This window comes from Colwellia sp. BRX8-4, assembly GCF_014077345.1.
Taxonomy (GTDB): domain Bacteria; phylum Pseudomonadota; class Gammaproteobacteria; order Enterobacterales; family Alteromonadaceae; genus Colwellia_A.
On sequence record NZ_JACGVS010000010.1, the window covers coordinates 40418 to 63822 of the forward strand.

Annotated in this window: 25 protein-coding genes; 11 read left to right on the forward strand and 14 right to left on the reverse strand. The window is 37.5% G+C overall.

What is annotated here, in order from left to right; genetic code table 11:
• Positions 1-36: 36 nt before the first annotated feature.
• Complete coding sequence (locus H4J56_RS10125; RefSeq protein ID WP_182259270.1) at positions 37-1353, reverse strand: leucine-rich repeat-containing protein kinase family protein; 1317 nt, start codon at positions 1351-1353, stop codon at positions 37-39.
• 272 nt (positions 1354-1625) lie between these two features.
• On the opposite strand from H4J56_RS10125, the gene H4J56_RS10130 reads away from it, so the two are divergent.
• Entirely contained in the window at positions 1626-2081 is a 456-nt protein-coding gene (locus tag H4J56_RS10130) for a hypothetical protein (protein ID WP_182259271.1), read from the forward strand.
• A gap of 187 nt (positions 2082-2268) precedes the next feature.
• Positions 2269-3870, forward strand: a complete 1602-nt coding sequence (locus tag H4J56_RS10135; protein ID WP_182259272.1) for a YdiU family protein — start codon at positions 2269-2271, stop codon at positions 3868-3870.
• A gap of 128 nt (positions 3871-3998) precedes the next feature.
• Here the strand turns inward: H4J56_RS10135 and H4J56_RS10140 are convergent, their stop codons facing one another.
• The 3 genes from H4J56_RS10140 to H4J56_RS10150 all read right to left on the reverse strand — a co-directional run bounded on the left by H4J56_RS10140 (position 3999) and on the right by H4J56_RS10150 (position 8237).
• Positions 3999-5180 carry a chorismate mutase gene (locus H4J56_RS10140; protein ID WP_146796287.1) on the reverse strand — a complete coding sequence of 394 codons (1182 nt, stop codon included), beginning with the start codon at positions 5178-5180 and terminating at the stop codon, positions 3999-4001.
• A 200-nt stretch (positions 5181-5380) separates the two neighbouring features.
• Positions 5381-5773 carry an MAPEG family protein gene (locus H4J56_RS10145; protein ID WP_070375942.1) on the reverse strand — a complete coding sequence of 131 codons (393 nt, stop codon included), beginning with the start codon at positions 5771-5773 and terminating at the stop codon, positions 5381-5383.
• Positions 5774-5825: 52 nt separating this feature from the next.
• Positions 5826-8237, reverse strand: coding sequence for a penicillin acylase family protein (locus H4J56_RS10150; RefSeq protein WP_182259273.1), 2412 nt, complete (start codon positions 8235-8237; stop codon positions 5826-5828).
• 182 nt (positions 8238-8419) lie between these two features.
• Between H4J56_RS10150 and H4J56_RS10155 the strand changes: the two genes are divergently transcribed.
• The 4 genes from H4J56_RS10155 to msrQ all read left to right on the forward strand — a co-directional run bounded on the left by H4J56_RS10155 (position 8420) and on the right by msrQ (position 11252).
• Positions 8420-8971 carry a DUF2058 domain-containing protein gene (locus H4J56_RS10155; RefSeq protein WP_182259274.1) on the forward strand — a complete coding sequence of 184 codons (552 nt, stop codon included), beginning with the start codon at positions 8420-8422 and terminating at the stop codon, positions 8969-8971.
• Positions 8972-9092: 121 nt separating this feature from the next.
• Positions 9093-9455: a glutaredoxin gene (locus H4J56_RS10160; protein WP_182216499.1), complete on the forward strand. Its 363-nt coding sequence runs from the start codon at positions 9093-9095 to the stop codon at positions 9453-9455.
• A gap of 102 nt (positions 9456-9557) precedes the next feature.
• Positions 9558-10577: a protein-methionine-sulfoxide reductase catalytic subunit MsrP gene (msrP, locus tag H4J56_RS10165; RefSeq protein ID WP_182259275.1), complete on the forward strand. Its 1020-nt coding sequence runs from the start codon at positions 9558-9560 to the stop codon at positions 10575-10577.
• Positions 10578-10658: 81 nt separating this feature from the next.
• Positions 10659-11252, forward strand: a complete 594-nt coding sequence (gene msrQ / locus H4J56_RS10170; RefSeq protein WP_182221838.1) for a protein-methionine-sulfoxide reductase heme-binding subunit MsrQ — start codon at positions 10659-10661, stop codon at positions 11250-11252.
• A 61-nt stretch (positions 11253-11313) separates the two neighbouring features.
• Here the strand turns inward: msrQ and H4J56_RS10175 are convergent, their stop codons facing one another.
• From H4J56_RS10175 to H4J56_RS10185, 3 genes are all read right to left on the reverse strand, one after another.
• Entirely contained in the window at positions 11314-13545 is a 2232-nt protein-coding gene (locus tag H4J56_RS10175) for a M4 family metallopeptidase (protein ID WP_182259276.1), read from the reverse strand.
• A gap of 343 nt (positions 13546-13888) precedes the next feature.
• On the reverse strand, positions 13889-14248 hold the full coding sequence (locus H4J56_RS10180; protein ID WP_182259277.1) for a hypothetical protein: 360 nt from the start codon (positions 14246-14248) through the stop codon (positions 13889-13891).
• 40 nt (positions 14249-14288) lie between these two features.
• Positions 14289-14567, reverse strand: a complete 279-nt coding sequence (locus tag H4J56_RS10185; protein ID WP_070375959.1) for a peptidylprolyl isomerase — start codon at positions 14565-14567, stop codon at positions 14289-14291.
• A 247-nt stretch (positions 14568-14814) separates the two neighbouring features.
• On the opposite strand from H4J56_RS10185, the gene H4J56_RS10190 reads away from it, so the two are divergent.
• Both H4J56_RS10190 and H4J56_RS10195 read left to right on the forward strand, forming a co-directional pair.
• Positions 14815-15708: a hydrogen peroxide-inducible genes activator gene (locus H4J56_RS10190; RefSeq protein ID WP_182259278.1), complete on the forward strand. Its 894-nt coding sequence runs from the start codon at positions 14815-14817 to the stop codon at positions 15706-15708.
• A gap of 174 nt (positions 15709-15882) precedes the next feature.
• Positions 15883-16251: a hypothetical protein gene (locus tag H4J56_RS10195; protein ID WP_182259279.1), complete on the forward strand. Its 369-nt coding sequence runs from the start codon at positions 15883-15885 to the stop codon at positions 16249-16251.
• A 30-nt stretch (positions 16252-16281) separates the two neighbouring features.
• Here the strand turns inward: H4J56_RS10195 and H4J56_RS10200 are convergent, their stop codons facing one another.
• From H4J56_RS10200 to H4J56_RS10215, 4 genes are read right to left on the reverse strand one after another with little or no spacing between them, the layout of a single operon-like run.
• Entirely contained in the window at positions 16282-16677 is a 396-nt protein-coding gene (locus H4J56_RS10200) for a CBS domain-containing protein (protein WP_182259280.1), read from the reverse strand.
• Positions 16674-17024: a P-II family nitrogen regulator gene (locus H4J56_RS10205; RefSeq protein ID WP_070375962.1), complete on the reverse strand. Its 351-nt coding sequence runs from the start codon at positions 17022-17024 to the stop codon at positions 16674-16676. Before H4J56_RS10205 ends, H4J56_RS10200 begins: the two co-directional genes overlap by 4 nt.
• A gap of 4 nt (positions 17025-17028) precedes the next feature.
• A complete protein-coding gene (locus tag H4J56_RS10210; RefSeq protein ID WP_182216510.1) occupies positions 17029-17895 on the reverse strand; it encodes a DUF1538 domain-containing protein in 867 nt (288 codons plus the stop codon).
• Positions 17895-18632, reverse strand: coding sequence for a DUF1538 domain-containing protein (locus tag H4J56_RS10215; RefSeq protein ID WP_182216512.1), 738 nt, complete (start codon positions 18630-18632; stop codon positions 17895-17897). The genes H4J56_RS10210 and H4J56_RS10215 overlap by 1 nt, the downstream gene beginning before the upstream one ends.
• Before the next feature lie 282 nt (positions 18633-18914).
• On the opposite strand from H4J56_RS10215, the gene H4J56_RS10220 reads away from it, so the two are divergent.
• Entirely contained in the window at positions 18915-19292 is a 378-nt protein-coding gene (locus H4J56_RS10220) for a PA2779 family protein (protein WP_182216513.1), read from the forward strand.
• 52 nt (positions 19293-19344) lie between these two features.
• A complete protein-coding gene (locus H4J56_RS10225) occupies positions 19345-20277 on the forward strand; it encodes a PA2778 family cysteine peptidase (RefSeq protein WP_259368181.1) in 933 nt (310 codons plus the stop codon).
• Between the two features lie 144 nt (positions 20278-20421).
• Here H4J56_RS10225 and H4J56_RS10230 read toward each other — a convergent pair whose 3' ends face one another.
• From H4J56_RS10230 to H4J56_RS10240, 3 genes are all read right to left on the reverse strand, one after another.
• Positions 20422-20886, reverse strand: a complete 465-nt coding sequence (locus tag H4J56_RS10230; RefSeq protein WP_182259282.1) for a hypothetical protein — start codon at positions 20884-20886, stop codon at positions 20422-20424.
• Positions 20887-20888: 2 nt separating this feature from the next.
• The gene (locus H4J56_RS10235) at positions 20889-21701 is read right to left on the reverse strand and encodes a PEP-CTERM sorting domain-containing protein (protein WP_182259283.1); all 813 of its coding nucleotides are present in this window, start codon (positions 21699-21701) and stop codon (positions 20889-20891) included.
• A 307-nt stretch (positions 21702-22008) separates the two neighbouring features.
• Positions 22009-22146, reverse strand: coding sequence for a hypothetical protein (locus H4J56_RS10240; protein ID WP_182259284.1), 138 nt, complete (start codon positions 22144-22146; stop codon positions 22009-22011).
• Between the two features lie 310 nt (positions 22147-22456).
• Here H4J56_RS10240 and H4J56_RS10245 point away from each other — a divergent pair, with 310 nt between their 5' ends.
• The gene (locus tag H4J56_RS10245; protein WP_070375969.1) at positions 22457-23125 is read left to right on the forward strand and encodes a GntR family transcriptional regulator; all 669 of its coding nucleotides are present in this window, start codon (positions 22457-22459) and stop codon (positions 23123-23125) included.
• Positions 23126-23405: the final 280 nt, after the last annotated feature.

Genomic DNA, 23405 nt, shown 5'->3' on the forward strand with positions numbered 1-23405 from the left:
GGTTACACGCCTAATAATATGAATTAAAAAATCAGGTTAAACATGTACTTTTAATTGCTCAACGATAGCGAAAAAGGTAGGTCTTTTAAACGTATCGGCTTGCATACAACGCTCTTTTATTATCAACAGAGCTTGGTATTGCTCAGTGTTTTCTAAATGAACAGACAAAGGCAATAAATCATCTAATAAACAGCCTAAAGCTCTTACTTCTATCGCTTGCATTGCTTTTTGTTGTTTTTCAGGCAAAACCTTTAAGTTAGAAGCGGCGCCAAAATCACCAAACAGCATATTTGCGTTTTCATCGACCATAGTATTGTGAGCATAGATATCACCATGGCTGACTTTATTTTCATGTAAATGACGTAAAGTATCAGCCATGCTAAGGACTATTTTTATTATCTGACTTGTTGTTAATGTGGCAGACGTAGGAAAAGTATCACGAGTACAGCTTGTTAACGAAGGGGGTAAACCTAAGTTATAAAAACGCTGAGGAATTAACTCCATAATTAAAGCAAGTTGCTCTTTCGACATGATTTTAGCAATGACTTTGATTAAGTTTTTATGTTCACCGGCTTGCAAGCAATTATTTAGTTCATCAATAGGGTAACCATCACTGGTTATTTCACCTTTAAAAATCTTTACTGCTATATCGTCATCTGAATCAATGGTGATAGGTTTAGTTAACCATGTTGCTTGATGAATTATCCCTGATGCGCCTTCACCTAATTTTTGTTTTAGTTGAAAGTCTTGTGGTGAAATACTTGGCATCTGATCAATCACTGGTTGAACACTGCGCGTTAACTTATTACCCGAAAAAGCTAGCCACGCCAATTTAGGTAGTTGAAAGAGCCAATCGGGAAGTGTGATTAACTGATTAGCCGAAAGACGCATTAATTCTAAATTTTTACAGTTCTTCATACTATCGGGCAGTTGCTGTAATAGATTGCCAGCCAATGCTAATTTTTGTAAACGGCTTAGCTTGCCCATTGAATGGGGTAGTGCTGATATTTTATTATCAGTTAATATCAACCAACGTGTTCCTATTGGCAGCACGTCTTCATCTACTCGGCTTAATTGATTACCCTTGAAACTGATCATTTCTAGTTGTGGGCAAGCCGCTAAGACTTCAGGAATACTGTTAAAGTTATTATTAGTTAAAAATAATATCTTTAACTTCTTCATTGAAGAAAACTCACAGGGTAAAGCCGTTAATTTGTTATTTGCTAAGTCTAATACTTCAAGAGAGTTTGCTAATGAAAAGATTTTTTGCGGAAATTCAGTTAAATTCTCACTGAGGGTTAAATGCGTTATATCTGAATATTTACCTGAATTGAGCTGGGCTAATGTTTGCAAGATAAAGCCTAATAGGGCGCTAAAATTTGCGGCTATTTTACCGTTAAACTGAACTAAGCTAAAGCGCTTTAATATTTTTGGCGCTAAAATTTACCGTTAAACTGAACTAAGCTAAAGTGCTTTAATATTTTTGGCGTAAATTGGCTGTCCTTATGCGAGTATGAATGATTGTTTCCTGTTTGGTTAACGTTAAAGCGATTATTGTCATAATGACTTAACTCCTTTATTAACCTTAGTTTACTCATTTACCTTTCGATAAAATAAGAGTCACCATGTATAAAATACAAAAAACAATGATTATTACCAGTGTCGTGATAGCTTTTTTCGTTGGTGTTTCAGCGAACGCACAGCATTACCAACAAGATATCGATAAAAATAGTATTGTAACGTTTAAACAGGTTATGCAGGCATTGTTATCTGACACCAAGATGATCACACAAGGAATTATTTTAGAAGACTTTAGCCTTGTTGAAAGTGCAGCACAGGGGATTATTAATCACCCAAAACCGGCAATGTCGCAACGGAAAAAATTGATGAAAGCCTTAGGATCAAAAGTCGCTACATTTAAAGGTTTTGACAAAGTTGTTCATGGTGGCGCTATCAAAATTAAGCAAGCGGCCAAAGAAAAAAATATGGTTGTTATTGTCGCTGAATATCAAAAATTAATACTGGGTTGTCAATCTTGCCATAGCACTTTTAAGGCTGAACTGACGATAGCTTTGCAATAGTCAGTGCTAGCTTTTACTTGAGTAGATATTATTTTTAATGATATTTATAAGTGAATATATAACTAATTAATCAAAAGCTGACAAGGGTATAGCCCAAATCAGCTTTTTGTTTGAAATGAATATTGCAATATAGAAACTGACAGTCAATAATTCCCTTTCAATTCTATTTTTCAATTAGTCGCTTATTTTGTCTTACTTAGATTTCAATATTGAGAATAGCTTTTCTTCACAGTTACCTGAAGATTTAGAAGAGTCTATTTTTCCGCACCAAGTTCATGCCGCTGCTTTTTCTTGGGTATCGCCTAAAAGAACGTCAAATCCACAGTTGGTTACGACTAGTCGTGATGTTGCCTCAATATTAGGGTTAAGCGAAGAGCAGCTTAAAAGTGATGAATTTTTACAGTTGTTCACGGGGAATGTCGTGCCTGAAGAATTTGCCCCTTATGCGATGTGTTATGGCGGACACCAGTTTGGCCATTGGGCTGGACAATTAGGTGATGGCCGCGCCATTAACTTAGCTGAAGTAAATACCCCCTTAGATGGCCATAAAGTTCTCCAGCTAAAAGGTGCAGGACCAACACCGTTTTCACGAACGGCTGACGGCTTAGCGGTATTACGTTCATCGGTACGAGAGTTCTTATGTTCAGAAGCGATGTTTCATTTAGGTATTCCTACCACCCGAGCACTGAGTTTATCGTTAACGGGTGACAGTGTCGTTCGGGATATGTTTTATAACGGTAATGCGAAAGCTGAATTAGGCGCTGTTGTCTGTCGAGTGTCATCGTCATTTATGCGTTTTGGAAGTATTGAGCTACCGGCTTACCGTAAAGATAAGGCTTTGTTAAAGCAGCTCGTTGACTATTCGATAAAACGAGATTTTCCGCATTTATTAAATGACCACGAAAATGACTCGGTACAAGGTTACTTAGCTTGGTTTGATGAAATCGCCCAACGCACTTGTCGATTGATGGTGCATTGGATGCGGGTTGGTTTTGTTCATGGCGTAATGAATACCGACAATATGTCATTAATCGGTGAAACAATTGATTATGGTCCTTATGGTTGGATTGATAATTTTGATTTGTCTTGGACACCAAATACAACAGATGCTCAAGGTAAGCGTTACAGCTTCGGCAAACAGGGTGAAATTTCACAATGGAATTTATTTCAATTAGCGAACGCTATCTATCCATTGATAGAAGAGTCTAAGCCACTAGAAGTGATATTAAATAATTACAGTAAAACGTATCAACAACAGTGGCATGAAATGATGTCGAATAAACTGGGTATTACGGCTGAAGATATAAACCATAAAGCGGACACAACATTGTTTTTAGCACTCGAAAGCTTGTTGGGTGATATAGAAACAGACATGACTATTTTCTATCGTTTACTGGCTGATTTTAGTTATGACAAAAAAGTTAAAGCAAATAACGTCAATCATTTTGCCGATTGTTTCTATCTAGACGAGCAGTTAACGCCTCAGCATCAAGCAAGTTTTTCTTCTTGGCTAGAAAACTACGCTAATCGAATTGAGCACGACGAAAAAACAGCAGCGCAAAGAAAAGCGGCGATGAATAAGGTGAACCCTAAATATGTATTGCGTAATTATTTAGCACAACAAGCCATTGAGCTTGCAGAGCAAGGTGATTTTAGTAAATTACATGAATTACAAAAGGTTCTGGAAAAACCTTATGATGAACAAGTTGAGCTTCATCATTACAGTGAGAAACGTCCTGAATGGGCGAGAAATAAGGCGGGTTGTTCGATGTTATCGTGCAGCTCTTAAAGCGTTGTTGAATAACGCTTAGAACTAAAACCTTACCGACCTGTGTTTTTCACGAGGTCGAGTAAGGTCAATATTGCTGGCGTAGAGACTTTATCAAAGCCATTAACTTAAAAGTTAAGCGACAACGGCTAAGCGTTTATCGCGCTACTTGGTACACTGGTTGGGCTAATATGTTCAATAGGATAACAGCCTAATATTTTAATGAAATTGGTAATTGAGGTTATTTCATTAATTGCCTCTTGCAGTACAGCACTCTTCAAATTGGCTTCAACATCAATATAAAACATTTCTTCCCATGGTCGCCCTTGAATAGGTCTAGATTCAAGTTTACACATGTTGATACCTTTTGCTTTTAAAATAATAAGACAATCAACTAAGGCACCTGCTTTTTGTCCTGTTGCCAAAATCAATGCCGTTTTAGCCGGGATTTGTTCAGCGACATCAATAGGTTTACGAGCGACTAAAATAAAGCGACTGTGATTTTCTGCTTGGTTAGCAATCGACTTTTCTAAAGCATGAAGCTTGTAGAGATGACCACCTTCTTCACTGCCAATAACGGCGACTGTAGGGTCTTGCAACTCATACGCTTGGGCCATTGCATCAGCGGTACTGTCACAATATTCGATGCGAATGTTTTTTTGTTTGTCGAGAAAATTACTGCACTGAGTAAAGGGTTGTCCGTGCGCGTAAATCGTTTTTATTTTGCTGAGTTGGGTATTTACTGCGGTTAATAAGCAGTGCTCAATAGGCTGAGTTATCTCACCAACAATTGACAAGTTAGTGTGTTGCAGGGCGTCATAAACTTCGTTAATACTACCTGAACTGGTATTTTCAATGGGCAGCATACCGTAATCTACATGGCCAGATTCGACTTGTTGCATAATTTCTTTGAAACTTTGGCAACCGTATTCATTGATTTTTGCTGCACGGCGTGAAAAATATCTATGACTGGCTAAATAGCTATAAGAGCCCTTATTACCTAGAAAAGCGACGCTAACCGTAGGCACTTGGATATTGGGGTTGGCCAATGTTTGTAAATAGGCTTGTTGATTTAATACTGAATCTTCAATAATTGTTTGATAAACGCTGGTAACATAGTGAGCGTCTAAACCGAGTACTTTACCTTGGTTAATTAAACGTATTAATAATTCTTGCTCGCGTTGTTGATCGCGAACGGGGCGTATCTGATGCGCTTTACTTTTTGCAACACTGAGAGTGAGAGAACGGCGTTGAGCAAATAACTCTAATAATTGCTGATCAAGTTTGGTTATTTTTTCACGAATTTTATTCAGATCTAAATCTTCACTCACAGTACTTCCACCCTATATATTATTTTCGAAAATGGTTAAAAAGAAAGAATCCTGATGTTTTAGTAAAGGAAAGTCATGAAGGCGACTAAAACAAGCTATTAGCTAGGATATATAGCATTACTGTAGCGAGGGCGAAGAAATTGTTCAAGCCTTTATTGCTAAAGGCTTGTATTAAAAAGATCTATAATAGAAATAGATTTTTAGCTTTGTGGAAAACATTGCCAAATAATGGCAAAAGAAGACACGGTTGCTACTCCCCAGACAATTGAGCGCAGTAGTCCAATATTGAATAAATATAATAAGTTGTAAGCCACTCGAGCGACAACGTGGGTAATTGCTAAGAAGGTTACACTGTCGGTTATTGTATTTGTGGTTATTGCGAGTAAAACCGCAGGGACAAAAATAATCAGTGATTCAAAAGCATTTTGGTGAGCCGCGAGTGCACGGGCTCCAAAGCCAGTTAGTTTTGCTTGTTGCGCACGCGGGTGGTTATTGTCATAACCATCGAGTTTACTCATAGCTATTGCGACAGGGGCTTTAGCTAAATAAGGCAATAGAGTGGCTGCAAATAAACACCAGATAAGAATAGTCATACTTTTCCTTTTTTTATATTGTAGATATTAATTTTAATGTTGTAAATTTAGCTTAATAGCTCAGTAATGTCAGTGTATATTTTGTCTCACCCGGTAAGAAAGGTGAGGGCTTTCCTTGTACCCAATCATCATGACCTAAACCATAATAAGGACTCCACGGGTGGCCAGACTGGCTGGTTGGCATATGTAATATTCCTGAGGCCTCATGACCCGGTGAAACCACCATACGTTGAGAGGCACCAAAAGACTTTCCTTGGACACGAGGCATATAGCTATCGCCAGCAAGTGGTATTGGCAGCATATCTAACCAACGACCAATAAAGGGTATAGCGTTACTAAGTGGATGTTGTATTTTACTGGTGTTCTGTTGTCCCCAAGTCGCTTTGGCCAATGGTTGGTCTTGGGTCATATCCGTTAAGGTGGTAGATAGTGCTCGCTCAAAAACTTTTTGCCAGTTATCTTCGGGCAACCATAAAAAGTTGCTTGGTTGTTCATTAATCATCTGCCAAAGCGGTGTTTCTACTTGGTGGCGAATGGTGTGAAAAGAGTAGCCATTATCTAAGAGAGTTAAGTTTTTGTTGAGTAGACTAAAAACATCATTACGTACATTCAAGCGAAAATTATTAACAAGGCGATAAGCAACCGAGTCTGTGCATGCACATAAATTATCAGTATTAAGGGTTTCTTTCACTGCTTGCCAACGCGGATGATTGATAATCGCGTCTGGTGTTAGTACTTTATCAATTAAAAATTTCTGCCAGCGTTTTAAAAAAATGGCGCGGTCGTCCAGCGCAATATCAAGTAAGTTTTGTTCTGAAAATACCTCTTTTGCAAGCAATCCCTCTCTGATTTGTTGTGCCCTTGCACCAAGTGCATAACCGCCGTTGCCTAATTTTTCTAACATTTCCCCGCCAACCACACGAGCATTTGCGGTCCATAAACGGTTATTTTGTGGATTTTTAATTTTAGGATACAGATCCGCTTTTAAATATCCCTGCCAATGATTGATACCGTCACCCCAATGTGTAGGTGTTTCGCCAAACGAGGAAGATTTTTTTGGAATAGGCCCCATGATTGTCCAGCCAATATTTCCCGCTTTATCTCCGACAACTAGATTTTGTGCCGGAATACCTGCATGGTTAGCAATGTTAAATGCCTCATCAACGCTAGTGGCTAATTCGAGTTGAGTTTGGTGCAGATTTACGGCTTGTACATCATGAGCAACCCAGCGATAAGCTAATAATTGTTGGCTGTTGTTCGTTCCTATAACGGGCCCCCAAATTGTTTCTTTGACTATGATTTCCTGCGCGTCTTGACCTTTTACCGCAATAACATGTTTATGCTCAGTAAAGTCTTGATAGCCTGCAGGTGTTAAGTATTGGCTGTTATCTGCATTGGTGTCTAAAATAATTATATCGCTCCAATCGCCATAACTATTAGTAAACCCCCATGCAATATTACCGTTACTGCCAGCAATGATATTAGGTGTTCCCGGGAGGGTCAGTCCTGTTACTTTGATGGCTTTATTGTTATCGCTTTGATATTCAAAGGTTGCCCGAAACCAAGTGTTTGGTACGCGTATTCCTAAATGCATATCGTTAGCAACAATAGCACTTCCTGTTTTACTTATTTCCCCCGATACCGCCCAGTTGTTTGAACCTGGGAACTCCTCACCTTGATACCTTTGCTCAGGTACATCTGTTACTAAATTTTGCACCGTATTAGCAGCTAAAGCATCTTGTTCAGATGAGGCTGAAGGCCATGCACGTGTTGGCATTTTACTTGATGGATATTGACTACCATCAATGGCTGCATCCCAGATACTGCCTTTAGGATTCAAAAATTTAAAGACATCTTCACCTAAGGTGTTTTTTATATTTCCTAAGGTTCTTTCACGGTCACCTGCCGCATATTGCAAGTCCATGTACATACTTAATACGGTTAATATGGTGTCTTCTTCTTGCCAAGAAACGGGAGCTTGTTGAAGTAATAAATATTCAAAAGGAGGTGAACTTAAATTATTTATGCCCTGATTCACACCACGGGTATAGGCTTTTAATAAGGCCAAATCTTTTTCAGGAAGTTGTGCAACTATGGCTCTAGCACGCTCACGAAAACGATGACGGCGGATCTCTTTATCATGTGGCAAGGCTTTTTCGCCAAATAAGCTGGCGAGTTCGCCTGCTGAATTACGGCGCAGTAGGTCCATCTGAAAAAAACGTTCTTGGGCATGTATAAACCCTGTGGCGACTGCAACATCGTTACGTTTCTTCGCTTTTATGGTGACAATACCCTGACTATCGCGCTCAACAATGGCCGTATCACTCAAGCCAAGTAATGTTCGCTTTCCTTCAAGTACCGGTAACGCGCTATCAATTTGGCTGTAAATCCAAGTACCTAAACTTGTAACAACTAAAAATAAGATCAGCAAGAAACCAATTAATATATGTTTAAATCTATTCATAATGTGGTGTATTTAGGATATTTAGACGTGCTAGATTACCTTATTATTTATAAAGTTAACATTTAATGATAGAAGATTATTATCGGTTTATGTACAAAGAAAAGCCGAGCTACTTTTTTATTGCTATTTTTCCCGATAGAATAGCAACAATTACTATTGATAAACCTAATTAAGGAGTTTGTATGGCATCTTTACAAGATCAGCTATTAAAAGCAGGCTTAACGACTAAGCAAAAAGCGCGACAAGCAAATACAAGCCAGCGTAAATCAAATAAACAAAAACGCAGTGGCGTAGCAAAAGACGAAAGTTTACAAGAACAAGTAAAGCAAGACTTAGCTAAAGCTCAAAAAGAAAAATTGGCGAAAGACACCGCGCTCAATGAAGAAAAAAAGCAACAACTCGCCAACAAAGAAAAAATGCTACGCATCCAACAAATACTCGAACACCATCAAATAAAAAATGTTACCGGTGAAACAGAATATAATTACACCTTTAACAGTAAAATTAAAAAGTTATTTGTTAACGTGGTTACCCATAGAGCTTTAGTTAATGGACGATTAGCGGTTTGTGGGTTAACCGAACAGAGTTATTTAGTGACAGCTGAAACCGCAGCAAAAGTAGCGACTTTAGATGCTAGTGTTATTTTAGTACAAAATGATAAAGTGGAAAGTGATTTAGTTGAAGCTGACGATCCTTATGCCGATTATCAAATTCCTGACGATATGATGTGGTAGATAGCCATTTGCGCGAAATGAAAGCAGTGTTAACCAAGTAGATATGTTAAACTCGCGCAAAATTAGGGTGGCTGTTTTTAGACAGTCTAGTGTTTTTTTTTAAATAAAGAGAAATTGATTTATGTTTATTGTTCGCTGGATTATTGGTCGTATTATCTTATTGTTAAATTTTGTTTTTTCACCGAGCGGCCCAAAAAGAACAACTCAATTGCAAGCTGAAATAGATACAAGCACACAACACTTGAGCTTATATCAATTACCCGCTTGTCCTTTTTGTGTGAAAGTTCGTCGTTCTATAAAACGCGATGGTTTAAATATCGAATTACGTAATATTAATCAAAATGAGAATTATCGTGAAGAGTTAATCAAAGAAGGTGGAAAACGTACGGTACCTTGTTTGAAAATCACTGATGAAAACCAAAAGGTTACTTGGTTATATGAATCTTCTGCTGTGGTTGATTATTTACATCAATTTGCCCGTTAATTGATAGGACAGTAATATTATTTTATAAATAATGAAGTATTTCTCTATTTCTCGGGTCTATTGGTTTATCGTTAGTTAATTAATAACCTGAGAAGTCGCTTTATGTTAATTAAATCTCTTGGAAAATCTGCACTAAAAGAACATCAAGTTACCAACGAAAGTGTTTACTTAAAGCGTAGGCAGCTTATTAAGCAAATGGGTTTCTTCGGTGCCGGTACTTTATTATCTTCAACTATATCTAGCACTGTAAACGCCCAAGGTTTAGATTTTTTTTCATCAGAACCAGAAAACACCTTTCAACGTTATCCTTTAAAGTTCACGGCTGACGCTACTAATAATACTGAAGTGCTGACACCTGAAGCTAAGGTAACCAGCCATAATAATTTTTATGAATTTGGTATAGGTAAAAACGATCCCGTTAATAATGCGCAAAACTTCAATATTAAACCTTGGCAGCTCACGATAAGTGGTGAGTGTGATAAGCCTTATACTTTAGATTTAGATGATTTAACGAAAAGTTTTGCCCTTGAAGAGCGTATTTATCGGCTGCGATGTGTAGAAGCTTGGTCAATGGTTATCCCATGGGTTGGCTTTGAATTATCAAAACTATTAAAAAAGGCACAGCCGAACTCTCGGGCTAAGTATATTGCTTTTGAAACCTTACACGACCCAGAACAAATGCCAGGACAAGCAAGTAGACGGATGGGCGGCGGTATTGATTACCCTTATGTGGAAGGGTTACGTATTGATGAGGCGATGAACCCACTTACCTTAATGAGTGTCGGTCTCTATGGCAAAACATTACCAGCACAAAATGGTGCGCCAATCCGTTTAGTGGTGCCATGGAAATATGGTTTTAAAAGTATTAAATCGATTGTTGCAATAAAATTTGTTGAACATCCTCCTGCGTCAACATGGAATATTTTAGCCCCTAACGAATACGGCTTTTATGCCAATGTTAATCCTGAAGTCGACCATCCAAGGTGGAGTCAAGCCAGTGAACGAAGATTAACTTCTGGCGGATTGTTTGCGCGTAACCGTATCGATACTTTGCCTTTTAATGGCTACGGTGAGGAAGTTGCCGATCTATATAGAAACCTTGATTTACGGAAAAACTTTTAAAAATAGCGACAGGGTAAAATCGTGAGTAGGGGCTTTATTGCCCCACTAATCTGTAGTAATAACTTGAGTCGTATCATCTCTATGAAGTATAAAGTTATTTTGTTTAAAGTTTTTGTCCACCTCGCGGCTTTTTTACCGCTAGCCAATGCTTATTATCTGGCTTTTACTGATCAACTAGGCGCTGATCCAGTTGAAGCCATTATTCACTTTACCGGTATTGGTGCGTTTAATTTATTGTTGTTAAGTTTAATGATAACGCCTTTAAGTAAGCGTTTTAAAATATCAATATTATTAAAAGTTCGCCGTTTAGTAGGCTTATATAGCTTTACTTATGCTTTCCTACATTTAACCAATTTCCTAGTGTTTGAAGTGCAGTTTGATTGGTCACTATTTGTGAGTGAAATACTTGAACGACCTTATATTACTATTGGTATGGCGGGCTTATTGATTTTGTTAACGCTTGCGATAACATCAATTTCGCTATTAAGAAAAAAAATGGGTAAAAATTGGCAAAAGCTCCATAATTGGGTTTACTTAGCTGTTGTTCTTGTTGGGATTCATTTTTATTGGTCGGTAAAGTCTGAAATCATAGAACCGAGTATTTATCTTTTTATTACTTTTCTTCTTTTAGCTCTTCGTTTTAAAAAACTAAATAAGTGGATAAAAAAAGACTAGCCAAAAGCACCGGCTAGTCTTAACTTATTTATTATTTATAAAGTAATGACTATAAATAATTTTATGGATTTGCTTGCAATGTTAACGTCATACCTGAAGCTGTACTATAGCCAAATATATCTATATACCATGTACCTGCTGCAGGGTTTGTAAAGCTACAGCTTTCATTGTTACCATTTTTATAAGGTCGACAATCATAGGCAGAAGCTGTTGATTGTGCTCCTCGGCGAATATATAAGTCAGCATCACCAGACCCCCCTGAAAGGCTAATAGTCAGATCGGCATAACCTGCAGGTAAAACTTGAGTAAAGCGCTTCCACTGTCCTTTTGATACAGCAACATTCGACTCTGAACCATTAAGCGCAGGATTTCCTGTAGCAGCTTCTGTAAAACTACCTGTTAAGCTAACTCCCGAAAATGCTGAATAGGCTTTGACTCGAACATAATATGTTCCACCCGTTGATGTACCTGCACAAGACTCTACATTTCCGCCTTTATAAGGACGACAGTCATAGCTTGAATCGGTAGGTGCTGAACCAAACTTAACATACATATCAGCATCACCAGAACCACCCGTTGTTAAAAAGCTGATATCTGTTGCGCCCGATGGAACTTCCATCGTGTAAACAACGTCTGCATTTGTTGACGCACTTAGGTTCGTGGCAGCAACACCATTGGTTAATACATTACCCGTTGGAGGTGTTCCTGTTGTCGGACAAGCACCAACACCTACAGCACACCAAGCCGTTTCTACTGCTGTTTTTTCGGTAGCACCATATAAATCTTGTGCGGCTTGAGCTGTTGCCGCTCTTGCACCCGCAAAATTAGTATTTTGATTCATGTAGGTAACAAGTGCACGATAGAAAATCTTTTCGGCCTTTGCCATACCTATACTGGGTACTTGTGCCGTTGATTTGTTGCGCGGATGAGTACCACCGTCTACCAACAAAACATAAGCTAAATTAGCAATACCTGAGTTACCGTGAACACCACCTTGGTCATTACTATTACTTGGGTTACTTACAAAAGGAATGCGCTCTGGGTACCAATCTTTTGAGTAATTATCTTGAGTTGGATTATCCATGTAACGTAAGGCCTGACCTTGAGTGTTATATAAACCATCTCCCAATAACCATGAAGAACTTGTTGTGCCATTACGGTAAGCTTCGGCTGAGATACCAAGAATATCTGACCAAGCTTCGTTTAAGGCGCCTGATGCATTGGCATAAATTAGGTTTGCCGTTTTATCTGTGACACCGTGTGTTAATTCATGACCTATGATATCAAAGTCACTGGTAAAGTCGTTCATGCCACCAGATGCTTGACCATACATCATTTGTGAGCCCGTCCAATAAGCGTTAACTACGCCTAAATCAACACTAGATACGAGTGTCATTCCATTGTTATCAAGGCTGTCGCGACCAAATTTACTTTGATAATAGTCATACACTTTTGACGCGCCATCATGTGCACGTTGTGCTGCGGCGTTACTGCCACAACTTTGTGTGTTAGTACATAACAAAGTACCTGGAGCCGAGTTTGCCGAACCGCCATTAAGCGTGTATGTCCGCCAATTTTTAGCAGAATGTACTTGTGGCTCTCTCGCTAAGATTTCAGAAGTATTCACATCAAAGTATATAAAATCACGACCAAAGTCTTCACCGCCATTATCCCATGATACTTCTAGTCTATAAGCGAGTTTAGTTTCTTCTGAAAGTGGTAGGTACACGTAAGCAAGCTCAGGAATATTTAACACGTCTCCAACACTTTCAGCAGCAACCAGTGCTTGTGCAGAGTCATTGCTTAATGCACTAGCGTTGTTCATTACTGAAAACGAAGGTAATGAATTAGTGGCTAATTTACCCGTAACTTTATAAACGCTACTTGCACTGTTACTTGCGTTAAAAGTATTTATTGGCGAATTAGTATGCATAATCATACTTGTACCATAAACTTTAATACCGTTAATCGTTTGATCAAAGTGAGTATGGCTTTTACCTAATTCATCAGTCCATTGGCGTCGAACTTTAAATTTTTCATTACCAACTGAGCCGTATGAGCTTTGATTTGAAATGATGTTTTGAAAGGCTTGTTCTGCAGGGTTTTTGATTACCAGTGGGTAATTTCCAAGCACTGGACTTGGGCTTGTTGGTGCCATAACCGGTGTTCCGGTGTTTGTTTCTTGTTGCAGTGAACTGGCGCTCATTTCAACAGCTGTTGCGTTCATTGTTGCAGCGGTAAGTGCTGCGCCAATAAGGAATGAAAGTTGAGAAATCTTATTATTATTTTGCATTAAGTGTTCCTAATTTTACTTAATTTATACTTGCATTAAAAGCCAAGCGATATTTTTATTTTCCTCCCTCATTCCTTTGATTAATTTGTCCTCCAATGGCCTTGAGGATTTTTTAGCCAGTCTTTGCTGACAAATCAACCGTAACATTGATTTAACATCTTTAGTAACAAATTGATCTATTATTAATATTTAATTAACAACTCTATCAATAAATTATTGTTTAAAAAAATTTATGCGAAGTGATATTTGTGAAATATGCAATGATTTATATAAGGAAAAATAAATAAAGATTCGAGAAAATAATGAAAGTATCTAACAAATTAATAAGGTATTAACGCGTTCGTTAATTAATAAAGGTTAGCGTGTTGGGTAGGCTATTGTTTAACGTTACAAAGGTAACCTTAGGTTGTTCTTGGTTGTTAGGTACTATGCCTTCAACAAGCGCGACAATGGTTGTTGATGGTGCATTAGCACTTCTAGACGTTACGACGACAGAAACGAGTTTTCGCCACTGGCAACCAACAAATCCACAAATATCACCAAGCTCGAGTTGCTGGTAAGTTATTTGAAAGTTAGTGATAGATTTATCAGCAAGGTAACGAATTATTTTTTCATCTGCTTTTACCGCGTCAATTGCAATAGAATTAGCTTGGCAGTGATTTGAAATCGATAAAAGAAGCATCAATATTATAATTTTTGCCATTGATAACCTTTCCTTTATCGATTTTTAAGCAAGCTGACTATTAAGAGCGAGCCGTTACTTCTAATAAATGATAACCAAATTGCGTTTTTACTGGTCCTTGAACTGTGTTTAAATCAGCAGTGAAAACCACTTCATCAAATTCTGGTACCATTTGACCACGGCCAAATGATCCTAAATCTCCACCTTGCATTTTTGAAGGACAGTTTGAGTGCTCCTGCGCTACAACCGCAAAATCTGCTCCATCTTCGATTTGTGCTTTAAGCGTTAAACATTGCTCTTCTGTATCTACTAATAAATGACGTGCTGATGCTTGTGACATGTTGCTTCCTATATGATGGTGTAAATTAATCCTCTAACTTTACCGTATCTTTAGAAAAAATTAAAGAAATCGATGGATTGAATTAATATTCATCAACTTTATGCTCGGTTTATTGATTAAAATGACAAGTTAACAATAAATTTATACTTTTGTCCTAGGGTCCTTATTCGGTGTTTGTTAAATCATAATCGTTTTATTTAATTGTGATGTGATAAATTAATCGTCATTACCCTTTGGACTTTGCCTTATGTTTTTACCGAATCTTAAACATTTACGCTATTTAATTGCGCTTTACCAAGAACAAAATTTTCATCGAGCAGCTAGTGCATGCTTTGTTAGTCAGTCAACCTTAAGCAGCGCTATTCTAAAATTAGAAGAACAGCTAAATTGTCAATTAATTGAACGTGACAACAAATCTTTTTTATTTACTACTCAGGGCATTGAAGTTGTTGAAAAATCCCGACAGTTATTAGTCTCGGCCAACGAATTAGTCAACTTTGCAAAACAACAAGGTAGTGAGTATACCGGCACCGTACGTATTGGTTGTATTCCAACGATTGCGCCATTCCTATTAACCGATTTTGTACGCGCCTGCCAAAGTAAACTTCCTGATTTAGCCTTGTTTTTACGTGAAGATACTACTGAAAACTTAATGAAGATGCTTAATAATGGTGAAATAGATGTGTTGATTCTAGCGTTGCCAATAGCAGTAAACAACTTTCATTGTCGATTAGTAGGTAAAGACAGGTTTTTTATGGCAGGTAATAAAAGGCTAGTAGAGACCTTTCAACAAACAGACAGTTATAAACATTTACCAGAACAGAGTATTTTCTTATTATCATCAGAACATTGCCTTACTGAGCATGCCTTGTCGGCATGTAAACTTGCTGATAAATCGCGTATTCATTCTTTTTCTGCGTCAAGCTTGTCAACATTGGTACAGATGACCGCTTTTCATCAAGGTTTTACTTTTTTGCCTGAAATGGCGGTAAAGAAAAATATCGGGAAAAATGAGGGGTTAACCATTGCACCATTAGATCAAGATTATTATCGAGAAATTGGTGTGTTATGGCGAAAAACGTCAATGAGAAATGTTTTATATAATCAATTGTCAGCTGTGATAACTGACTTATTAATTTAATTAATCAAACTAATCGATAACTCAGCTCACGGTAACGATTTATTGAACAATAGCTAAACCATTATTTGCTAGTTAATTATGTATAGTTAAGTGGTCTTTGTTTGTTCTAGCATAAGTTAATTTTTATACTGCTTGTTATTATAATTGGGTTATCGTTATTTTAGGAAGTTGTAGATGTTATTTTTGTATTTATATATTGGCTATTGTTTGGTTAAACTTTACTCGGCTATTAATGTTCTATCACAGCAAAGTCTTGCTTTTTCAGCCATTATATTTTCAATAGTGGTCTTCTTTATTTGGTCTTTTATACCTGTGTTAGGCTATTTGTTGGCCAAACTTATCGGAGCAAAAGGGCAGTCTAGTGGCTATATTTTATTTATTATCGGTGTGGGTGTTGGCTTATTAGAGAATGCTTTTTTTTACTTTAATGTTATTACACCTTATCAGGGAGACACCGGCACATTAATCGTTATGGGCGTGTTTTTTATCACCGCTTATTTTTCTTTTAAAACGCCAAGATGTTTTACTCATAATAAAGCCTAAAGCATCACCTTAGACTTTATAACAGGGTTGCTATTCTACCTGGCTAAAAACCATATTAATGTAATCAACCATGCCAACAATTTCATTGTTTGCAACAACGGGGGCTAAGTGAATGCTAAAGCGTTCAAATAACCGAGCGCAATATCTTACATCCATATTTGGGTCAACACTTAAGATAGGTTTTGCCATTATTTCATATAAGTTTACCCGGTCGGGCGAACGGTCTTTTGCTAAGACCTCTTTCGCAATATCAGCAAGCATCACTAAACCGTATTCATCTTGAGGATTACGCTTATTGATAATTAAGGCATTAACATTATGCTTTTTTGCTAATTTAATACCTTCAGCAACAGTCATCATGCCATCAGCAAATTGATAGTTATCAGTGGTCATTGCATCTTTAACTTGTACTAATTTATGGATCATAGTTCTTCCTCAACTTTGCCTTTTAAGCGTTCTACTTGATGAGCTACGCCAACAGCATCTTCGACATTTAGTTGAATCGCAATACCTTTACCCGGGTCTTGGTCAAACCCTGCGATTTTACTGATCCGTTCTAGAATTTTTCTTGATAAATGTTCTTCAACGACAAAAAGTAATACGTCTCTTTGTGTCTCAAGTTGCATACCAAAAAAGGTTCTTTGGCGTTTAATACCTTCACCTCTAGCATTATTTATTATCGTTGCGCCAGTGGCTCCAGCCATTCTGGCGCCTTTCATAACTTCGTCTGTTACACCGTCGTCAACAAATGCGACAATTAGTTTGAATTGCATGTGATCACCTGTTTAATTTATCTTGTCTTGAGCTTTTTGAGGGCTCTTGTTTTTTTCTTAAGCTGCGTTTATTAATATTAATTCGTTTTCTGTTTTCACTTTTTCGTTCGATTTGTTGGGCTTTTGCTTGGGTTAATTGTGCATAAGCCATTACAGCAATAATAGGAAATAAACTGGCAAAAGCGATTAAGCCAAAACCATCAATCAGTGGACTACGTCCCGGAATGGTACTGGCTAAACCTAAGCCTAAAGCGGCAACTAAAGGGACTGTGACTGTTGATGTGGTTACACCGCCAGAGTCGTAAGCCAGAGGCACAATTAGCTTAGGACAAAAAAAAGTTTGAATAACGACAACGATATAACCAGAGATAATATAGTAATGAATAGGATGACCAACCACGATACGATAACTACCAAGGGCGATACCGATAGCAACACCAATCGCCACAGATATTCGTAAACTATTGGCCTTTATGGCTCCACCAGAAACTTCTTCTGCCTTTATTGCTACAGCAATCAATGACGGCTCAGCAATTGTAGTGCTAAAACCTATTGCAGCTGCAAAAATATATACCCAGAAGTAATCTGACCAATGAATGCGAGTTAATACCTGTTCGCCAGTATGGATAAATTCTGGCGCTGTTAATTGTGTTGCCATCATTTTACCTAATGGAAATAAGGCTTTTTCTAGACCCAGTAAAAATAAAGCTAAACCAATTAATACATAAATAAAACCAAAGCCGACTTGTTTAATATGTGGAATGGGTTTGCGGATCACTAATAGTTGGAAACCTAAAATAATTGACAGTATTGGCAATACGTCAATAATGGTGTTTTTTAAGGTAATTAAAAACTCAAAAAGTAAAGCCATTAATTGATCACCATGCCGTAAATCATCACAAAAACCATCGGGGTTAATGAAGCTAAAGCGATTAAGCCAAAACCATCGGTCATCGGGTTTCTACCTTTGATTGCAGAAGCTAAACCAACGCCCAGTGCAGTGACTAAGGGAACGGTAATGGTTGATGTAGTCACGCCACCTGAATCGTAAGCAATACCGATTATCCAACTTGGAGCAATCATTGTCATCATCACTACAAGTACATAGCCTCCCAATATGAGGTATTGAATTGGCCAGCCACGTATAATACGTAATACACCAATCACAATGGCAAGCCCTACGGCAAATGCAACAGTAAAACGCAGTCCATTTGCATAGGAAATTTGTGCGGCTAAAGTATCTTTTATAATGCCACCAGAGGCTGCCACACTTGCTGCTTCTTTGGCTACAGCAATTAATGAAGGCTCGGCAACGGTGGTGCCAAAGCCCAGGCAAAAAGCGAAGGTAAGTAACCAACTAATGCTGCCTTTTTTTGCAAAGGCTTGTGCCATAGATTCGCCAATGGGAAATAGTCCCATTTCTAGGCCATAAATAAAAAAAGTCAGGCCGAGCACAACTAATGCTAAACCTACTAAAATATCACCAATATTTGGCATGGGTTGTTGAAGAACAGCAAATTGAAAAAAAGCGATCACTAAAATTATTGGCAGTAAGTCTTTGCAACTACCGAGTAATGCTTTTAAAAAAACGATAAGCTGTTGATTCATAAGAATAGTGTTTTAGTGGGTTTAGGGTATTATATAAAATGTGAAAAGTATTACTTTGTGCTGAATCAAACTAATTGTTTTATTTAAATTTAAGCTAAGCACAACGGATTAACCTTATATAAAATCAAGATGTCGCCTAACATTGTTAGGGTTTTCAATTATCTGTGCTAGAGTCATACTTTGATATATAACGGTTTGTGACTGGCTAAAGTAATTAACGCTTAGTCGTTAGCCTTATTTTATTTTACAAGTATCACTATTAATCATTAAGCGAGCAATAACATGAAAAAAATATCAATAGTATCCTGTGCAATATTTACTGTGTTGTTTAGCATCTCAAATGCTTTTGGCGCAGTTATCCCTTCAAGCAATGTTATTCAACAGCAGCAAAGTTTGTATAACACCCAACAAGTTTTAAGCTTACTTGATGGTGCAGAAGTTCAAGAAAAGTTAGTTTCTTTGGGGGTTAATGTTGCCGATGCTCGAACTCGAGTGGCTAATATGACACAACAAGAACTCAATACTTTTAATTCAACCCTAAACGATATGCCTGCTGCTAGCGGAGTCGTTGGTACTATAGTCACTGTGCTAGTGGTTTTAGCTGTTTTGGATGTAATGGGTATAACTGATGTTTATTCATTCATTAGACCCATAAATTAAATTATAGGTGTTAAATTATACCTTTTGTAAAGCTGGCCTATTGGTCAGCTTTTTGTTTTTAGCTAATGGCTGTGCAACGCCACCGCAAAGCAAGGCGCTCTTGGCTTCACCGCCTGACATTACGGCTAAACATCAAATTAACAACGTACCTTTCTTCCCCCAGCAAGATTTTTTTTGTGGTCCTGCAACGCTGTCTGAAGTTTTTAATTATTATGGGGTGGAAAAAGATCAACAAAGCTTAGCGGCTGAGTTATTTGTTCCAAAGTTAAAAGGTAGCTTTCAAATTGAGATGGTTGCTTCTGCTCGTCAAGCTGGTTTTGTTGCTTACGCACAAGAAGGTAATTTAGCTCAGTTATTGTCGTTAGTTAGCGAAGATATACCTGTTGTTGTTTTGCAAAATGTCTCAACGCCTTGGTATCCGATGTGGCATTATGCTGTGGTTACCGGTTATGACTTAAAAAAACAACTTATTACCCTGCATTCGGGTGACCTTGCTAATAGAGTTGCTGAGTTTAGTGTTTTTGAAAGAACATGGGCTAGAGGTAAATATTGGCTTTTAGCTGCGCTCCCCCCGACTAAAGCCAGTCAGTATTTGAAGCCATTCATTTATACGCGCGCAGCCCAAGATTTAATTTCAGTAGGGAAAAGCTCAGCGGGCATAACAGCGCTTACCCAAGCAACCAAGCAATGGCCAGATTATTGGCTACCTTATTTTTTATTGGGTAATTACTTTTTAAGCCACGATGTAAAACAAGCAAATTTTTGGTATCAACAAGGTTATAAATTAGCAACACAAGAGTCTGCTTACCTCAATAATTATGCTTATGCATTAAATGCGATAGGCTGTAACCAATTGGCAAAACAAACGATTGAACAAGCCTTAATACTCGCACCGAAAGACGCAAACATTATTGATAGCCAACAAGCTATTTATCAAAGTAAAGAAACAGCACAATGTTCGATGTCATCTGTTTCACTGCATTAATGAATTTAGCTTTTTCATGAACCTTTTAAAATTAATACTATGCGGTCAAGGAGACCTCTTAATAACAAGTTTCCCCCTTAGTGTTAGTACCGCTCAGTATTAGTTCACGCTAGTGCCAATCCAAGTAGGGGGTACTAATGGGGATCACTTAAATAGTATGGTTGCTTTTTCTTTTGGTAATAAAGCGTCTGGCCGTTCTACTCGATAAAGACCATTAGTGTGCTTTTTTAATAACCAGAGACCCTCATTACCTATTTCTAAAACAACATCAGTACTCTTTAACATTCCATTAGCTGTGAAAGGTGGGAGTTCTATTAAAAGACTCTGTTGACTCGGTGATAGCCCTTTAAATACCTGTTCGATATAAATAGCACCCACACGAATAACTTGTTTGTTTGTAAGTGTTATATTTTGTTTATGTATTAGCCTTCCTGTTACGGCAACATCAGAAGCTTTAACAAGCGCTTGCGAGCTTAAAAATATTTGATCGCCATGAGCGACAAACGAATTTAGTAGCATAAATAAAAAAAGTAAAAACGTACGTAGCTTAATATAAGCGACTGTTCTTTCTTGTAAAATAGAACTGTTTTTTAATAAAATAAAAGTCACCACTAATATATTTTTCTTTTTACAACAAGCATAAGCAAGGCACTTAACAATAACAAAATAGTGCTTGGTTCTGGAATAGCGGCGATTTGAACATCTCGAAGACCTAATCTTGTTATTAAAGTATCGAAATTTCTATTAGAGAAGGCACGGTCTAGTACTCGTTGGTTATTTGGCATCGACGGTTGTGAAGCACCTGTTGCCATCAAACCATAATCCGACTCACCGGGGTTAAGTTCTTTTCCCTCTGGATGTGGTAAGAAAAGAGAATGGCCAATTTCATGTGAAGCTGTACCGGCTATCAGATTAATCAGTTCTTTATTGTTAGTGGCATAGTGGGCTAAGTCTGTTGCTATATTATTGGTAAAAATTGAACCAATAACCTTCCCTTGCCAATACGATGTTAAAGCACATCCTGAGCAGGCATGACCTAAATATGACTGTCTACTGGTTACGTTACCTAATTGAAAATACGAGAACTCATTATCGCCATTACTTGGGCCTGAACCTATTGTGCCAACTTCGAAATTAATATTTAGCTCTTTGCCAGCCGATAAACCAGCATAGCTATAACCAAAGAAGTCATTGCTGATCGCCGACGATATATTGTTAATAACGTCATTTAATCCCATGTTACTAAAGCCATAGATAGATTCATCAAAAGCATTAGTCTTGGCGCCATAGATATCAGTAGAGTTGATAGTCGTGAAGTCTAAAATGATCGTGGTTGCTACAGATTTTGGCATAAATAATGCCGTTGCAGTAACCAATAACAGTAAAGTTAATATTCTTTTTTTTATTATTTGGTGGTTTTGCATGGTAAGCCTTTGTGTTTGCCAAGTTATAAATGAAAAAATTTACTCCCGGAGAGGTTGAAAATCAATTAAGGAATGATTGTAGTTCGTTGTATAATACGACCAAGTTTTAGTTATCGCGATGTTATTATCTAATATAATATCGCGTTATTTTATCGCATAAAAATACCAAGTCCCAGTGTTGTATTGTAATCTCCATCGTTTTTTTTGCCGTAAAATGTTGTCAATGTTAATAAAATTATACGTCCATTAATGCCCTGTAATAGTTGTGTTACTTAAAGAATTTTTAACTAGCTGGCTAGTCTTTATTTTATTTGTCATTAAAAGGTTTATGGGTAAATTGACACATAATAGTGCTAGCTGAGCTCTTTTCAAAGACAAGTAAATGGTTTTTAAAATGAGTGACTTCAGCAAGTGCTACTTTAAAGAGCAGATAATAATAACTCATAGAATTTATCCCTAATTAGAGGCCAACTTAAACGCCAATCTTGTTGCAAGTGAAATACTTTAATGTCGCGTAAAAATGACTTTAGCGGTTGTCTATGAAATCATCACACTGTTGGGAAGACTAATAAACGCCTCTACTAACTATTAGTTATTAAAATACGCCCGATGAGTCACTAACTAGATTATTAAGTCGGTAGGTTTGAAGTTATAACTTTCATTGATAACAACAATAAGTGGCTAATATTTGTTAGTCGCTTTTTTTTAGCTAATAAACCCTTATAATGTCAGCACACTTGCAAGAGAAGTACTTTATGACCATTGTTTATAAAACCCGAACTCAGTTAGTTGTTGAAACCCTTAGAGAGAAGATCCTCAGTGGCGAAATTCAAGCAGGACAACCTTTACGGCAAGCGGCATTAGCCGAAGAGTTAAATGTTAGTCGAATTCCGGTACGTGAAGCGTTACTACAATTAGAAGCTGAAGGTTTAGTTGCTTTTGAACCGCATAAAGGCGCTACAGCTACCGAACTAAATGCTAGTCAAGTTGATGAATTATTTGAACTGCGTGCTATGTTGGAAGCTGACTTGTTGGCGTCATCAATCCCTCGTCTTACGGTTGAAAAACTTGACGAAGCGACAGAACTTCTTGGGAAATTAGACAAAGCGCTTGGTAAAGAAAATGCGGCTAATACCTGGAGCGAATTGAACTCTGATTACCATAACTGTTTATACTCAGGGGCAAATCGTCCGCAAACACAAGACTTAGTAAACACCTTAAATAAAAATGCAGACCGTTATATTCGCATGCATTTATTATGGGCAGGGGGTATTTCAAAAGCAGAATCTGAACACAATGAATTACTCGCTTTATGTAAAGCCGGTAATATTGAAAAGTCTGTTGCTTTGTTAAAACAGCATATTTTGGGTTCTCGTGATGAAATAAAAGCGTTCCTTTGTGCAAGAGAGCTCGCAGAAGGATAATGTTAATTCAGCCTAACCAATAAAGTAGCGGCAAAGTCTTGTCTGTACTTTATATTGTTGGATAGTAAAACATAACGGCTACTATGTTTATTTGGGATGTATTAAATCACTTATAATATTTTTGCGTAGAATTTAGCCTGATAATATTAAGCATTGAGGCTAAGGTTAACAGTCGAGCAGACACGGTAGACATTTAATTATCCAAAAAATCCTTAGTAAGTTTATCGCGACAGTGTCAGAATATCACTCATAACACAGTGATTAAATAAAGTATCACTTT